At 71.8% G+C, this 13,619-nt stretch carries 15 protein-coding genes and 2 tRNA genes; 11 read left to right on the top strand and 6 right to left on the bottom strand.

Going from position 1 to position 13,619, the window contains the following annotated elements; translation table 11 throughout:
- Positions 1-27: 27 nt before the first annotated feature.
- The gene (glpK, locus tag HMPREF0063_RS09110) at positions 28-1,560 is read right to left on the bottom strand and encodes a glycerol kinase GlpK (protein WP_007078372.1); all 1,533 of its coding nucleotides are present in this window, start codon (positions 1,558-1,560) and stop codon (positions 28-30) included.
- 106 nt (positions 1,561-1,666) lie between these two features.
- On the opposite strand from glpK, the gene HMPREF0063_RS09115 reads away from it, so the two are divergent.
- A complete protein-coding gene (locus tag HMPREF0063_RS09115) occupies positions 1,667-2,230 on the top strand; it encodes a hypothetical protein (protein WP_007078373.1) in 564 nt (187 codons plus the stop codon).
- Between the two features lie 9 nt (positions 2,231-2,239).
- Here the strand turns inward: HMPREF0063_RS09115 and HMPREF0063_RS09120 are convergent, their stop codons facing one another.
- Positions 2,240-3,226, bottom strand: a complete 987-nt coding sequence (locus HMPREF0063_RS09120) for a pirin family protein (protein ID WP_007078374.1) — start codon at positions 3,224-3,226, stop codon at positions 2,240-2,242.
- A 95-nt stretch (positions 3,227-3,321) separates the two neighbouring features.
- On the opposite strand from HMPREF0063_RS09120, the gene HMPREF0063_RS09125 reads away from it, so the two are divergent.
- The 8 genes from HMPREF0063_RS09125 to HMPREF0063_RS09160 all read left to right on the top strand — a co-directional run bounded on the left by HMPREF0063_RS09125 (position 3,322) and on the right by HMPREF0063_RS09160 (position 10,471).
- A complete protein-coding gene (locus tag HMPREF0063_RS09125) occupies positions 3,322-4,833 on the top strand; it encodes a phytoene desaturase family protein (RefSeq protein ID WP_007078375.1) in 1,512 nt (503 codons plus the stop codon).
- A 27-nt stretch (positions 4,834-4,860) separates the two neighbouring features.
- Positions 4,861-4,936 (top strand) — tRNA-Lys (locus HMPREF0063_RS09130).
- 98 nt (positions 4,937-5,034) lie between these two features.
- Positions 5,035-5,319 carry a TFIIB-type zinc ribbon-containing protein gene (locus tag HMPREF0063_RS09135; protein WP_007078376.1) on the top strand — a complete coding sequence of 95 codons (285 nt, stop codon included), beginning with the start codon at positions 5,035-5,037 and terminating at the stop codon, positions 5,317-5,319.
- 135 nt (positions 5,320-5,454) lie between these two features.
- Positions 5,455-6,750, top strand: coding sequence for a UDP-glucose dehydrogenase family protein (locus tag HMPREF0063_RS09140; RefSeq protein WP_007078377.1), 1,296 nt, complete (start codon positions 5,455-5,457; stop codon positions 6,748-6,750).
- A 210-nt stretch (positions 6,751-6,960) separates the two neighbouring features.
- Complete coding sequence (locus HMPREF0063_RS09145) at positions 6,961-8,010, top strand: HpcH/HpaI aldolase/citrate lyase family protein (protein WP_007078378.1); 1,050 nt, start codon at positions 6,961-6,963, stop codon at positions 8,008-8,010.
- Positions 8,011-8,018: 8 nt separating this feature from the next.
- Entirely contained in the window at positions 8,019-8,903 is an 885-nt protein-coding gene (locus HMPREF0063_RS09150) for an HpcH/HpaI aldolase/citrate lyase family protein (protein ID WP_007078379.1), read from the top strand.
- A gap of 100 nt (positions 8,904-9,003) precedes the next feature.
- Positions 9,004-9,369 (top strand): DUF3140 domain-containing protein, encoded by a 366-nt coding sequence (locus HMPREF0063_RS09155; RefSeq protein ID WP_007078380.1) that lies wholly within the window; start codon positions 9,004-9,006, stop codon positions 9,367-9,369.
- A 1-nt stretch (position 9,370) separates the two neighbouring features.
- Positions 9,371-10,471 carry a baeRF2 domain-containing protein gene (locus tag HMPREF0063_RS09160; protein WP_040320214.1) on the top strand — a complete coding sequence of 367 codons (1,101 nt, stop codon included), beginning with the start codon at positions 9,371-9,373 and terminating at the stop codon, positions 10,469-10,471.
- A 109-nt stretch (positions 10,472-10,580) separates the two neighbouring features.
- On the opposite strand, the gene HMPREF0063_RS16600 is transcribed toward HMPREF0063_RS09160, so the two are convergent.
- The 3 genes from HMPREF0063_RS16600 to HMPREF0063_RS09170 all read right to left on the bottom strand — a co-directional run bounded on the left by HMPREF0063_RS16600 (position 10,581) and on the right by HMPREF0063_RS09170 (position 12,477).
- Positions 10,581-10,745, bottom strand: a complete 165-nt coding sequence (locus tag HMPREF0063_RS16600) for a hypothetical protein (RefSeq protein WP_007078381.1) — start codon at positions 10,743-10,745, stop codon at positions 10,581-10,583.
- A 350-nt stretch (positions 10,746-11,095) separates the two neighbouring features.
- A complete protein-coding gene (locus HMPREF0063_RS09165) occupies positions 11,096-12,211 on the bottom strand; it encodes an FUSC family protein (RefSeq protein ID WP_007078383.1) in 1,116 nt (371 codons plus the stop codon).
- A gap of 17 nt (positions 12,212-12,228) precedes the next feature.
- The gene (locus HMPREF0063_RS09170; protein ID WP_007078384.1) at positions 12,229-12,477 is read right to left on the bottom strand and encodes a DUF3618 domain-containing protein; all 249 of its coding nucleotides are present in this window, start codon (positions 12,475-12,477) and stop codon (positions 12,229-12,231) included.
- A 62-nt stretch (positions 12,478-12,539) separates the two neighbouring features.
- Between HMPREF0063_RS09170 and bcp the strand changes: the two genes are divergently transcribed.
- Both bcp and HMPREF0063_RS09180 read left to right on the top strand, forming a co-directional pair.
- Complete coding sequence (gene bcp, locus HMPREF0063_RS09175) at positions 12,540-13,013, top strand: thioredoxin-dependent thiol peroxidase (protein ID WP_007078385.1); 474 nt, start codon at positions 12,540-12,542, stop codon at positions 13,011-13,013.
- Between the two features lie 30 nt (positions 13,014-13,043).
- A tRNA-Leu gene (locus tag HMPREF0063_RS09180) sits at positions 13,044-13,125 on the top strand.
- 35 nt (positions 13,126-13,160) lie between these two features.
- Here HMPREF0063_RS09180 and HMPREF0063_RS09185 read toward each other — a convergent pair.
- Positions 13,161-13,586, bottom strand: coding sequence for an SRPBCC family protein (locus HMPREF0063_RS09185; RefSeq protein WP_007078386.1), 426 nt, complete (start codon positions 13,584-13,586; stop codon positions 13,161-13,163).
- Between the last annotated feature and the right edge of the window lie 33 nt (positions 13,587-13,619).

Raw genomic sequence — 13,619 nt, forward strand, 5'->3', positions numbered from 1 at the left:
GACGTCCGCGTCCTGCCGGTCCGGTGTCTACTCCACCCAGTCCAGGGTCCGCTGGACGGCCTTGGTCCACTGCCGGTGGCCGGCCTCGCGCTGCGCGTCGTCCCACTCCGGCGTCCACTGCTTGGACTCGCGCCAGTTCGACACCAGCTCGTCGGTGTCGTTCCAATACCCCACCGCGAGTCCGGCCGCGTAGGCCGCGCCCAGGGCCGTGGTCTCGGGCACGACCGGCCGGCTGACCGGGGCACCCAGCACGTCGGCCTGGATCTGCATGCAGAGGTCGTTGGCCGTCACGCCGCCGTCGACCCGCAGGACACGGAGATCGATGCAGGCATCGGCCACCATCGCGTCCACGACGTCCTTGCTCTGGTAGCAGATCGCCTCGAGCGCGGCCCGGGCCAGATGGGCCGTGGTGTTGAACCGCGACAGCCCGACGATCGCGCCGCGGGCGTCGGGCCGCCAGTGCGGGGCGAAGAGCCCGGAGAACGCGGGCACGAAGCACACGCCACCGGTGTCCTCGACCGAGGCCGCGAGGGTCTCGGTCTCGGCCGCGTCGGTGATGACGCCCAGCTGGTCGCGCAGCCACTGGACGGCCGATCCGGTGACGGCGATGGACCCCTCGAGCGCGTACACCGCCGGTGCGTCGCCGAAGCGGTACGCGACGGTCGTGAGCAGCCCGTGCTGTGAGCGGACGATCTCGGTACCGGTGTTGAGGACCAGGAAGTTGCCCGTGCCGTAGGTGTTCTTGACCTGTCCCGGCTCGAAGCACACCTGACCCACGAGTGCCGCGTGCTGGTCGCCGAGGTCGCCGGCCAGGGCCACCTCACCACCGAAGGGACCGTCGGCGCGGGTGTGGCCGTACACCTCCGAGGAGGACCGGATCTCCGGCAGCATCAGGCGCGGCACGCCGAAGACCTCGAGCAGGTCGTCGTCCCAGTCCAGGGTCCGCAGGTCCATGAGCATGGTGCGGCTGGCGTTGGTCACGTCCGTGACGTGGATGCCGCCGTCGGGTCCACCGGTGAGCCACCACAGCAGCCACGTGTCGGTGGTCCCGAACACGGCGTGGCCCGCCTCGGCGTCCTCGCGCACCCCCTCGACGTTCTCGAGCACCCACCGGATCTTGCCCCCGGAGAAGTAGGCCGCGGGCGGGAGACCTGATCGGTCGCAGACCAGGTCGGCGTGACCGTCCGCGGTGACCTGCGCGGCGATGTCGGCGGTGCGGGTGTCCTGCCACACGATCGCGTTGAGGTAGGGCTGCCCGGTGCGCCGGTCCCACACCACGGTCGTCTCCCGCTGGTTGGTCACGCCGACCGCCGCGAGGTCGGCGTGGGTCAGCCCGGTGCTCGCCAGGGCCCCGGCGACGACCTCGCGGGTGCGGTCCCAGATCTGGGTGGCGTCGTGCTCGACCCATCCCGCCCGCGGCAGGATCTGGTCGTGCTCCAGCTGGTGGCGGCCCACCTCGGCGCCGTCGTGGTCGAACACCATGAAGCGGGTGCTGGTGGTGCCCTGGTCGATCGCGCCCACGTACCGCGGGGCGTCCCGCGCTGCCTCCGCATCCGTCATGGCCGCCACCCTAGGTCGTCGGTGTGGGCCACGTCACGACCACCTCGCTCCCGGGGACGGCAGGACCGGGGGGTGACGATCACCGGGTTGTATCGTTGAGGGGGTCATGAACCTGATCCGCCTGCACCCCCGGGCCTCCGCCGTCCTCGCCGGAGTGCTGGCCCTCGTGGTCGTCGTGGCGGTCTCGGTCCTCACCTATCCGTCCGACGACCTGCCGGCCCCGGAGTCCACCGACGCGGCTCCCGGTGAGATCGAGCTGCCGTCGATCGAGCGCGAGCAGCTGTCCTCCGACCAGTCGGTGCAGGAGCTGACCGAGCAGGGGGTGTCCTCGCTCGGCACCGGGGGCGGCTTCGGCGGCCTGCGGGGCGAGGGCGGCAACCGCAACCTGCAGGGCTTGGCGATCACCCTCACGGTCACGTCGTCGGTGCCGATCGGCACGGTCGGCTACATCATCCCCACCAGCCTCGACCGCTCGTTCGGCGTCGACGAGAACGTCGGGACGTCGTTCGCCCTGAGCACCACCGTGTACGGACCGCCGGACCACGCCCAGATCTTCGTGCAGGCCGGACCCACCGGCGCCCCGGTGACCTGCACCATCACCGTCGACGGGCAGGTGACCGAGCAGCGGTCGACCGAGGGCCCCTACGGACAGATGCTCTGCCAGGGCTGAACCGCCGGGTCAGTCCTGACCCAGCTCGCCGTGCACCTGCGCGTGCGGGACGGTCGGGATGGTGCCCAGGCGCCCCTTCTGGAAGTCCTCGAACGCCTGCAGCACCTCGGCGCGGGTGTTCATCACGAACGGCCCGGCCCAGGCGATCGGTTCGCGGATCGGCAGACCACCGAGCAGCACGACCTCGAGCGCCGGGTGCCGTGACTCCTGGCGGGCGGCCGCCCCGACGGTGATCGTCTCGCCGTGGCCGAGCACCGCGAGCTGGCCCGACCCGATCGGGCGACGGTCCCGGCCCACGTGGCCGTCACCGCTGAGCACGTAGACCAGGGCGTTGAAGTCGGTCCGCCACGGCACCGTCATCTCGGCCCCGGGCAGGACGGTCGCGTGCACCATGGTCATCGGCGTGCGGGTGCTGCCGGGGCCGGCGACACCGTCCACCTCGCCGGCGATCACCCGCAACAGGGCTCCCGCGTCCGGCGTCGAGGCCAGGCCCACCTGGGCGCCGCGGATGTCCTGGTAGTGCGGAGGCAGCCACTTGTCCGCCTTCGGGAGGTTGACCCACAGCTGGAGTCCGTGGAACAGGCCACCCTTGGAGACCAGCCACTCCGGCGGCGCCTCGATGTGCAGCAGTCCGCTGCCGGCGGTCATCCACTGGGTGTCGCCGTCGGTGATGGTGCCGCCGCCGCCGTGGGTGTCGGCGTGGTCCATGACGCCGTCGATCATGTAGGTCACGGTCTCGAACCCGCGGTGGGGATGCCACGACGTGCCCTTGGGCTCCCCGGGCGCGTAGTCGACCTCACCCATCTGGTCGAGGTGGATGAACGGATCCAGCGCGGCGGGGTCGACCCCGGCGAAGGCCCGGTGGACAGGGAACCCCTCGCCCTCGAACCCCCGGGGCGCCGTGGTGAGGCTGCGGACGGAGCGGTCCTCGGTCTGGGTCGGGCGTGCGATGACACGGGGCAGCACGGTCCAGTCGGGTGCGGTCACGGCGGGCATGAGGTCTCCTTCGGTCGTGGCTCGAGTATAGTTGAATGTTCAATTGTTGTCGATCATTCCTCCAGGACGCCGGTGGGCGCGACTACCCTGCGGGGATGACGTCCGTCTCGCCGGTCCCCCGGTCCGTCGTCGTGGTGGGCGGCGGACACAACGCACTCGTCGCCGCGACCTACCTGGCCCGCGCCGGCCTCGAGGTCGTGGTGCTGGAGCAGCTCGACCACGTCGGTGGGGCCGCCGTCAGCGCCCGCGCCTTCCCCGAGCACGACGCCCACCTCTCCCGGTTCTCCTACCTGGTGTCGCTCATGCCGCCGGCCCTGATCGACGACCTCGGACTGCGCCTGGAGCTGCGGGACCGCGCCGTCGCGTCCTACACCCCCCACCCCGGCGGGGGGCTCCTCGTCGAGACCGACGAGGGCCCGGCCACGGCCCGCTCCTTCCGCGACCTCACCGGCGACGACACCGAGCACGCGGCGTGGCGCCAGTTCTACCGCGAGGTGCAGACCCTGGCCGATGCCGTCGCCCCGACCCTGCTGTCGCCCCTGCCGCACGTGGCCGACGTGCGTGACCGCGTCGAGATGCCGATCTGGACCGACCTCGTGGAGGAGCCGCTCGGCACCGCGCTGCGCCGCCGGTTCCGGGACGACCTCGTGCGGGGCATCGTCGGCACCGATGCCCTCATCGGCACCTTCGCCTCCCTCGACGACGCCGGCCTCACCCAGAACCGGTGCTTCCTCTACCACGTCGCCGGCGGGCCGTGGAGGGTCCCGGTGGGCGGTATGGGAGTCGTCACCGGTGAGCTCGAACGGGTGGCCAGGGAGGCCGGGGCCACCATCGTCACCGGTGTGCGGGTCGACCAGGTCGAGGCCGGCGACGACGGGGTCACCGCCTCCGGCGACGGTCGTTCGTGGTCGGCGGACCTGCTGCTGTCGGGGGTGGCGCCGCACACCCTGGCCGCCCTGCTGGGCGACCCGTTGCCGCCGAAGCCGTCCGGCTCCCAGCTGAAGGTCAACCTGCTGCTCTCGCGCCTGCCCCGGCTCGCCTCGGGCGACGACCCCGAGGTCGCCTTCGCCGGCACGTTCCACGTCGACGAGTCCTTCAGCGCCCTCGAGGCCGCCCACGCGGAGGCGCTGGCCGGCCGGCTGCCGGCCAGCGGCGAGCTGTACTGCCACACGCTCACCGACCGGTCGATCCTCGGCCCGCGGCTCGATGCCGACGGCGCCCACACCCTCACCTACTTCGGACTGCACACCCCCACCGAGAACCTCCCCGACGCAGCATCGACCCAGGAGGCGGTCGACCGGTTCATGTCGGCCTTCCAGGCGCATCTGGCCGAGCCGCTCGCGCCGCTGGTCCTGGGGCTGGAGGCGAAGTCGCCCGCCGACATCGAGGCCGCCATCGGCATGCCCGGCGGTCACATCTTCCACGGTGACCTCTCCTGGCCGTGGCTCGAGGAGGGCGAGCGTCCGGCCTCCCCCGCCGAACGCTGGGGCGTCGCCACCTCGCGCCCCCGCGTGCTGGTGTGCGGCAGTGGAGCACGCCGGGGCGGTGCCGTCAGCGGCATCGCCGGCCACAACGCAGCACACGCCGTGCTGGATTTCGTGGGCTGATCCGCGGCTGGTAGTGTTCCTCGTCGCGCGGCATTAGCTCAATTGGCAGAGCAGCTGACTCTTAATCAGCGGGTTCGGGGTTCGAGTCCCTGATGCCGCACCATCGCGCCAGGCCCTCGAGGATCCTCGGGGGCCTGTGTCGTCCCCCGCCGGCGTCACCGTCGCGCAGCGGCGCTGGTGCCGGCAGGTCATGATGTGTCCATGAAGTGTCCCACCGACAACGCGACCCTGGTCATGAGTGAACGATCCGGCATCGAGATCGACTACTGCCCCGAGTGCCGGGGCGTCTGGCTCGACCGCGGTGAGCTGGACAAGATCGTCGAACGCGCCTCCCGCGACGCGGCCCCGGCACCGGCGGCACCTGCCGCCCAGCCCGTCCACGGCGACCCGTTCCGCTCCGAGCGGCCGACCTACCGGGACGACCGCGACCGCCCGCAGTACCGCCGCAAGAAGAAGGAGCACTGGCTCATGGAGATCTTCGACTGACCTGTTCCGACCGGCCGGTCGCCCCGGACACCGGCGGAGTGCGGGCGATGGTGCCGCCACCCGGGACCGCCGGTCACCTGCGTGCGCCATAGTGGTGCCGCACGTCGTCCGTCGTGCAGGACCGCGGGAGGCTCCATGAAGATGTCCGTGATCGGCTGCGGCTACCTCGGTGCCGTGCACGCCGCCGCCATGACCTCGCTGGGCCACGACGTGGTCGGCATCGACGTCGATCCCGAGAAGATCGCGTCCCTCACCCGCGGTGAGGCGCCGTTCTTCGAGCCCGGCCTGCCCGAGCTGCTCACGGCGTCGATGGCGTCGGGTCAGCTGCGCTTCAGCACCGACATCGCCGACGTGGCCGGCTGCACCGTGCACTTCGTCGCGGTCGGCACCCCGCAGCGTCGGGACGGCCACGGTGCCGACCTGACCTACGTCGACGCCGCCGTCGAGGCGTTGCTGCCGCACCTCGCCCCGGGCGACCTCGTCGTGGGCAAGTCCACCGTCCCGGTGGGGACCGCGGGCCGGCTCGCCGTCGACGTCGCCGCGACCGGGGCCGAGCTGGCCTGGAACCCCGAGTTCCTCCGCGAGGGATTCGCGGTGAAGGACACGATCGAGCCCGACCGCCTCGTCTACGGGGTCGCCAGCGAGCGGGCCCGGCAGGTCCTCGACGAGGTGTATGCCGTCGCCGTCGCCGCCGGCACCCCGGTCGTCGAGACCGACTACGCCACCGCCGAGCTGGTCAAGACCGCCGCCAACGCCTTCCTGGCCACCAAGATCTCGTTCATCAACGCGATGGCCGAGATCACCGAGGTCGTCGGCGCCGACATCACCCTGCTGGCCGACGCCATCGGCCACGACGCCCGGATCGGACGCAAGTTCCTCAACGCCGGCATCGGGTTCGGCGGCGGCTGCCTGCCCAAGGACATCCGTGCCTTCACCGCGCGCGCCGAGGAGCTCGGTCGCGGGGAGTCGGTCTCGTTCCTGAAGGAGGTCGACGCGATCAACCTGCGTCGACGCGAGCGGGTCATCGACCTCACCGTCGACGCCTTCGACGGGCGCCCCCACGGCCGCCGGGTGGCCGTGCTCGGGCTCTCGTTCAAGCCGCACAGCGACGACATCCGCGACTCCCCCGCTCTCGACGTGGCCGTGCGGCTCCACGGCCTGGGCGCCGACGTGGTCTCGTACGACCCCGAGGCGATGGCCAACGCCCGCCGGCTGCATCCGCAGCTCACCTACGCCGACAGTGCCGAGAAGGCACTGGCCGGGGCCGAGGTCGTCCTGCTGGTCACCGAGTGGCCGGAGTTCCGGGCCCTCGACCCGGTCGCCGCCGCGGCGCTCGTCGACCGGCCGGTCCTGATCGACGGTCGCAACGTGCTCGACCCGGTGGCCTGGCGCGCCGCCGGTTGGCACGTCACCGGCCTCGGCCGCCCCTGACCCCGCCGAGGTTTCCCAGGTGATCCTGGGAAACCGTCACCTGACCCCGGTAGCAACAGGGGTCAGGTGACAGATTCCTGTCACCGGTGACAGATTCCGGGGATCACCTGTGAAACTGCTCGGCCGTGGGTGAGGGCGGCCCCCGGGCCTGTGGCGCAGGTCACCTCGCCATACTGAGGTCAGTCCCCGCTCCCGACGGAAGAGTCCCGCGTGCGCAACCCCCGAGCTTTCCTCCGCCCCCTGGCCGTCGGCGCCCCCGCGCCGGTCGCGGACGTCCCGTTCCGCCCCAGCCGGATGATCCACTTCTTCGACCCCAGCAACGAGAAGATGCGGTCGAAGGTGCCGGACATCGCGGCGAAGGTCGACATCATCCTCGGCAACCTCGAGGACGCGATCAAGACGGAGAACAAGGAGGCAGCCCGGCTCGGCCTCGTGGAGGTCGCCCGGGCCACTGACTTCGGCGACACCCAGCTGTGGGTGCGGGTCAACAGCCTCGACTCCCCCTGGGTGCTCGACGACCTCATCACCCTGGTCACCGAGATCGGCGAGAAGCTCGACGTCGTCATGGTCCCGAAGGTCGAAGGGGCCCAGGACATCCACTACGTCGACCGGCTGCTCGCCCAGCTCGAGGCCCGCGCCGGCCTGACCCGGCCGATCCTCGTCCACGCCATCCTCGAGACCGCCGAGGGTGTCACCAACGTCGAGGAGATCGCCGCCGCGAGCCCCCGCATGCAGGGCATCAGCCTGGGCCCGGCCGACCTCGCCGCCAGCCGCCGCATGAAGACCACCCGGGTCGGTGGCGGCCACCCCGGGTACCTCGTCCGCCAGGACCCGACGGGTGACGACCTGACCACCGGCCGCACCACGTACCAGCAGGACCTGTGGCACTACACGATCGCCCGCATGGTCGACGCGTGCGCGGGCAACGACATCCTGCCGTTCTACGGTCCGTTCGGGGACATCAAGGACGTCGTGGCGTGCGAGGACCAGTTCCGCAACGCCTTCCTCCTCGGATGTGTCGGCGCCTGGAGCCTGCACCCCGTGCAGATCGACATCGCCAAGCGCGTCTTCTCCCCCGATCCGGCCGACGTCGCGCACGCCAAGGAGGTCGTCGAGGCCATGGGCGACGGCTCCGGCGCGGTGATGATCAACGGCAAGATGGAGGACGACGCGTCCTGCAAGCAGTGCATCGTCATGCTCGACCTCGCGAAAGCCCTGGCCGAGCGCGACCCCGAGCTCGCCGCCGCCTACGACCTCTGAGGAGCACCATGACCGAGTCGCCCGACACCGCCCTGCGCCCCCGCCGCTCCGTGCTCTACATGCCCGGAGCCAACGAACGGGCGCTCGAGAAGGCCAAGAGCATCGACGCCGACGCCCTGATCCTCGACCTGGAGGACTCGGTGTCCCCCGACGCCAAGGAGGCCGGTCGGGCCAACGTCGTGGCCGCCGTGCGGTCCGGCGAGTACGGACACCGGGAGCTCGCGATCCGGGTCAACTCCATCGGCACCCAGTGGCACGACGCCGACGTGGCCGCGGCGGCCGCCGCCGGCCCTGACGCGATCCTCGTCCCGAAGGTCGAGTCGGCCGACCAGGTCCGCCAGCTGGTGGCCGCGATCGAGGCCGGAGGCGCACCCGCGACCACCCAGCTGTGGGCGATGATCGAGACGCCGCGGGCCCTGCTGCACGCCGAGGAGATCGCTGCGGCCCACGAGCGCCTCACCGTCGTGGTCATGGGCACCAACGACATCGTCAACGAGACGTACGGCCTGCACGTCCCGGGCCGCAACCCCGTCGTCCTGGCCTCGCTCGCGTGGACGCTGCTCGCGGTGCGGGCCGCCGGCAAGGTCGTCATCGACGGCGTCTACAACGACGTGAAGGACCTCGAGGGCTTCGACGCCGAGGCGCGCCAGGGCCGCGAGATGGGATTCGACGGCAAGACCCTCATTCATCCCGCCCAGGTCGACCCGGCCAACGTGGCCTTCTCGCCGTCGGAGGCCGACATCGAGCGGGCCGAGGGCATGATCGCGGCCTTCGACGAGGCGGCTGCCGAGGGCCGCGGGGTCGCCACGTTCAACGGCAAGATGATCGAGGAACTCCACGTGCGCGACGCCCGACGCATCCTGGCGTTCGCGGAGGCCATCGCGGCGCGCTGACCCCGCACCGGAACCCCGCACCGTCGCATGACCGGGCGGGGCCCGGGTACGACCCCGGTCCGAGGGGCGAGCACCGCCCCGCCGAACGCGGAGGTCGAACATGGCTCATCACATCGTCGACGACGACCTGTGGGACTCCTTCCACGCCGCCGTCAACATGACGTCCCGCGAGCTGTCGGAGTGGCTGCGCACCGACGCCGCCGGGGAGTCCGCGGAGGACCTGCCGGACCGGGCCGGCGACCCCGTCGGCCGCCAGGTCGTGTCCGTCCTGGCCAAACGCAGGACCGACCTCACCGACGAGGACGTCGACGTCATGCGGCACGTCGTCGAGGTCGTCCGGACCGAACGACCGGGCGACCTGGAGCCCGAGGCCGGCGACCACCGGTGGCGGCACCGACTCATGTCACTCGGGCACGACCCCCTGCAGCCGCCGCGGGGGCACGCGACGACCGGAGAGGAGCTGTGACGTGCACCTGACGAACCTGCGCGACCTGTACACCCACGACGGACCCTTCATCACGGTGCACCTGGAGGTCGGCCGGCCCGGGGAGGACGGCCGGCAGCAGCTCGACACCCGCTGCACCAACCTGCGCCACGACCTCGAACACGCGGGCGTGGGCGCCGATCTCGTCGACGACATCGAGTCGCGGATCAGGACGCCGCACGACCGGCCCGGCCCGGTCCGTCGCACGATCGTGGCCGCGTCCGGCGCGGTCGTGCTCGACGAGACCCGGGTCGGGGCGACGGACGCGCCCGAGGTCACCACCGTCGGGCCGCTCCCTGACCTGGCCGGGTGGCTCGACCAGGCCGCCGAGGAGGTGCCGTGGCTGCTGGTGCTCGCCGACCACGAGGGCGCCGACCTCGAGCTGCGCGTCGACACCCGACAGCCGGCCGACGCCCGGACCGAGGTGCACGGCGACGACCTGCACCTGCACCAGGTGCAGCTCGGTGGGCCGGCACATCCCCAGTACCAGCGTCGCTCGGAGAACGTCTGGCGGATCAACGCTCGCGAGGTCGCCGACGAGATCCGCTCCGCGTGTCGGCGCCATGCGCCCGACGTGGTCGTCCTGGCCGGTGACGTGCGTGCCCGGACCGAGATCGCCGGAGCGCTGGAGCACCTCGAGGTCCCCGTCGACCAGGTCGAGTCGGGTGCACGCACGGAGGGCGCGTCCGAGGAGGCGCTGTGGTCGGCGGTCGACGACGTGCTGACCCGTCTGGCGCAGGAGTCCGACGAGGCGCTGCTCGACGAGCTCGGCACGGCGGGTGCCCACGGCCGCGCTGCCCACGGCCTCGACGACGTCCTCGACGCGCTCGTGCGCGGCGAGGTCGACCGACTCGTGCTGGACCTGGCCGCGGTCCGCCCGATGCAGGTCGACCCGGCCCGCTTCCCCGGTCTGGCGCTGCCTGACGGTGCACGCCGGACCGTCGACCCCCTGCCGGCCGACCAGGTGCTGCTCGCCGCCGCCACCGCGACCGACGCCCGGGTGCACCTCGTCCCGGGGACGCCGGCCGACAGCGACGGCGTGAGCGCGCTCCTGCGGTGGGCGCACGACACCGACGGGGCCTGACCGGCCCACCCGGGACGGACGCGAGCCAGCCCGTCGTCGTGCCCGGGACTCCCCGGCACGACGACGGGCCCCTGGCCGGTGGTCCGGACCGTGGAACGGTCAGGACCGCTCAGCGCTGGTGGCGCACGGCCCACAGCGCGGTCTCGCGCGCGTCGCGCTCGGCCTGCAGCCGGCGGCGCTCACGCGCCGCCTGCAGCAGGACCTGACGATCGGTCGCCGACAGCTCGTCCCAGGCGCGCGTGACGCGAGCCCGGCGGCGGACGGGTCCAGCCATGGCATTCACCTCCCCCCGGACAGCTCCGACGTGGGTCGGAACCGGATTCGTGAGGGGGATGTCTGCGGGCTGTGGCGTGGTCGTGAGTGGATGGATGGTCATAGCGCGCCTCCTTTCAGGTGAGAGAACGGGTCGGGACATGAAAAAACCGCCCCGGATCGTCGATCCGGAGCGGCAGGTGAACTGCGCGGGCGTGCTGGCCTACGGCAGCTGGACCACCCCGGTGACGGAACCGACGGACGTCGCGACGACGTCGCGACCGGCGAACAAGATCGTCGTCATGGGGTTCCACCTCCTGGGTGATCGGGGTGTCGCCCGGTCGGGCGACTCCAGCACGGTAGCGGAGCCGCTCAGTCGAAGTCCAGCGCCCGGTCGATCTCGTCGCGGGTGACGCCGCTGGCGTAGAGCAGATCGGCCGCGAGCGACCGCACCTGCGCGGCGACCGCGGCGGAGTTCAGGGTCATGACCCCGGTGAGGCTCGTGACGGCCAGCCGGGCCGCCGCGACCAGCTTCTCCTGCGCCTCGAGGAAGTCGTCTCGCTCGGACAGGTCGTCGGCGTAGATCGCCACGGCGGCGGCGAGGACGTCGATCGCCTCGTCGGTGCCGACCGGTGCCCGCTCGCCGTGCCGCAGCATCGAGCCGACCCGCCGCGCGAGCACGCGCGAGTCGCGCAGCGCGTTGTCCAGGTCGCTGACCGACCCGACGTACCGCACGAGCTGGGTGCGTTGCCGCCACCGCACCGGCGACATCCGGGCGATCTCGGCGACGTTGTGCGCCGTCGAGGCGACGTCGTCCATGAGGCCCTGGGCACCACGGGCGTCGGCGAGCGCCGCGTCGGCCAGACCGGCGTCACCGCTGCGTACCGCCTCGGCGGTGCGGGTGAGGACGTCGGCCAGGCGGGCCAGGAGCATCTGCACCTGCGCATCGATGTCGCGCACGGGGTTGCGCGGCAGCAGCAGCACCATCGCGATGCCGCAGATTCCGCCCACGAGGGCGTCGAGGAACCGGGTGACGGCGGGATCGCCCGCGCCGGCGACGGGCAGCACGGCGGCCAGCAGCACCGCGGAGTTGGCGGCCTGGGTCAGGGCGAGTCCCTTGATGCCGACCAGCGTGCTCACCGCCACCGTCAGGGCGACCACGAGCGCGATCTGCCACACCCCGCGGCCGATCGTGAGGATCAGCAGCTCACCGACGAGCACCCCGACCGCCACGCCCGCGACCAGCTCCAGCAGGGTGCGCCACCGCTGACCGGCGCCGGCAATGATCGTGATGATCGCCGCGATCGGCGCGAAGAACGCCTGCTCGTGGCCGAGCAGGTGGGTCGAGATGCCGTAGGCCGCTGCGGTCGAGACGCTCAACCGCGTGACCAGCCGCCACCGGCGACGCAGCGTGGCGAGCCGGACCGGCCACGGCTCGCTGCTCCGCAGGTGCCGCAGTCGACGCACCCGACCGTCGCCGCGGTCCACGGACCGCCCGCCCCTCGTCAGTTCGTCAGACGGCGGATGACCACGGCCGCGGCGACGGTGCCGGCGACGGCGGCGACGACCGGCACGATCGTCTCGAGCCGCGGGGACCCGGACTCGTCGACGAACCGCGCCTTGACGCGCTCGAGGGCCCGTCGGGCGATCGACTTGGGGCTGGTCCGGTCGATGAGCTCGTCGATGGTGTCGGCCAGATGATCACGAAGATCGTCGATCTCCTCGACCAGGTTCTTCGTCTCGGCGTTGCCCACGATGTCCTCGTTCCCTCGACCTCACAGGGACCGGACGGCCCCCGTGGGCAAGGATAGGACCCATGACGACGCGTTTGCAGGCAGGCGACCCCGCTCCGGACTTCACCCTGTCCGACGACTCCGGACAGGAGGTCACGCTCTCGGACCTGCGGGGCGGGTCGGTGATCGTGTACTTCTATCCCGCCGCGATGACCCCCGGGTGCACCAAGCAGGCCTGCGACTTCACCGAGTCGTTGGACCACCTGCAGGCCTCCGGCCACACCGTCGTGGGCATCTCGCCCGATCCCCCCGCGAAGCTCGCAGCCTTCCGCGAGCGCGACTCCCTCACGATCACGCTGCTGTCGGACCCCGACAAGGAGGTCATGACCGCCTGGGGAGCCTTCGGCGAGAAGAAGCTCTACGGCAAGGTCGTCCAGGGCGTCATCCGCTCGACGATCGTCGTGGGCCCGGACGGCACCGTCACGCACGCCGCCTACAACGTCAAGGCGACCGGACACGTGGCGAAGCTGCGACGCGACCTCGGGCTCGACGGCTGACGGACGGGGTCTGGCTAGGCTGGGGGCCGGGCCGGTGTGGTGGAACTGGTAGACACGCAGGATTTAGGATCCTGTGTCCTCGGACGTGCAGGTTCAAGTCCTGTCACCGGCACCCGGTCACGCGACCGCTGCTGGTGCTCCGTGGGTCTACGGCGCGAGCTTCGGCAGACCCGAGGTGATCGACTGCGTGAGCGCCAGCGCGACGACCTTCGCCAGGCCGGGCACGGGAGCGGCGAACTCGATCGTGTAGTCCAGCTGGGTGCCGCCGTCGGCGGTGGGGGTGAGCCGCTGCACGCCGCGGTGGGACTTCAGAGGGCTGCCCTTGGTGATGCGGTACTCGATCAGCGCAGGCTCCTCGGCGGTCATGACCGTCTCCTCGAACGCGGGCAGAGGGCCGATCTTGAGCCGGCGGACCGAGCCGGCGCCGTTGCGGGAGTCGTGCCCGTTGCGCACCCGGGTGATCCTGGCGGGGAAGATCGAGGCGAGGTTCTCGTGCTCGGAGAGCGCCGCGAACACGGTGGCCGGGTCGGACGTGAACTGGTGCGTGACGTGGACCTTGGCAAGCTTCGACATGGCGCACACCCTAGCGGCACGCGGGGGTGGCCC

Origin of the sequence: Aeromicrobium marinum DSM 15272, from assembly GCF_000160775.2 — a bacterium.
Taxonomy (GTDB): Bacteria; Actinomycetota; Actinomycetes; order Propionibacteriales; family Nocardioidaceae; genus Aeromicrobium; species Aeromicrobium marinum.

Bases quoted from the DNA above. Each gene is read 5' to 3' on its own strand.
- HMPREF0063_RS09115 (WP_007078373.1), top strand. From the start codon at position 1,667: ATGAACCTGATCCGCCTGCACCCCCGGGCCTCCGCCGTCCTCGCCGGA.
- HMPREF0063_RS09135 (WP_007078376.1), top strand. From the start codon at position 5,035: ATGAAGTGTCCCACCGACAACGCGACCCTGGTCATGAGTGAACGATCC.
- glpK (WP_007078372.1), bottom strand. From the start codon at position 1,560: ATGACGGATGCGGAGGCAGCGCGGGACGCCCCGCGGTACGTGGGCGCG.
- HMPREF0063_RS09125 (WP_007078375.1), top strand. From the start codon at position 3,322: ATGACGTCCGTCTCGCCGGTCCCCCGGTCCGTCGTCGTGGTGGGCGGC.
- HMPREF0063_RS09140 (WP_007078377.1), top strand. From the start codon at position 5,455: ATGAAGATGTCCGTGATCGGCTGCGGCTACCTCGGTGCCGTGCACGCC.
- HMPREF0063_RS09185 (WP_007078386.1), bottom strand. From the start codon at position 13,586: ATGTCGAAGCTTGCCAAGGTCCACGTCACGCACCAGTTCACGTCCGAC.
- HMPREF0063_RS09120 (WP_007078374.1), bottom strand. From the start codon at position 3,226: ATGCCCGCCGTGACCGCACCCGACTGGACCGTGCTGCCCCGTGTCATC.
- HMPREF0063_RS09155 (WP_007078380.1), top strand. From the start codon at position 9,004: ATGGCTCATCACATCGTCGACGACGACCTGTGGGACTCCTTCCACGCC.
- HMPREF0063_RS09150 (WP_007078379.1), top strand. From the start codon at position 8,019: ATGACCGAGTCGCCCGACACCGCCCTGCGCCCCCGCCGCTCCGTGCTC.
- bcp (WP_007078385.1), top strand. From the start codon at position 12,540: ATGACGACGCGTTTGCAGGCAGGCGACCCCGCTCCGGACTTCACCCTG.
- HMPREF0063_RS16600 (WP_007078381.1), bottom strand. From the start codon at position 10,745: ATGGCTGGACCCGTCCGCCGCCGGGCTCGCGTCACGCGCGCCTGGGAC.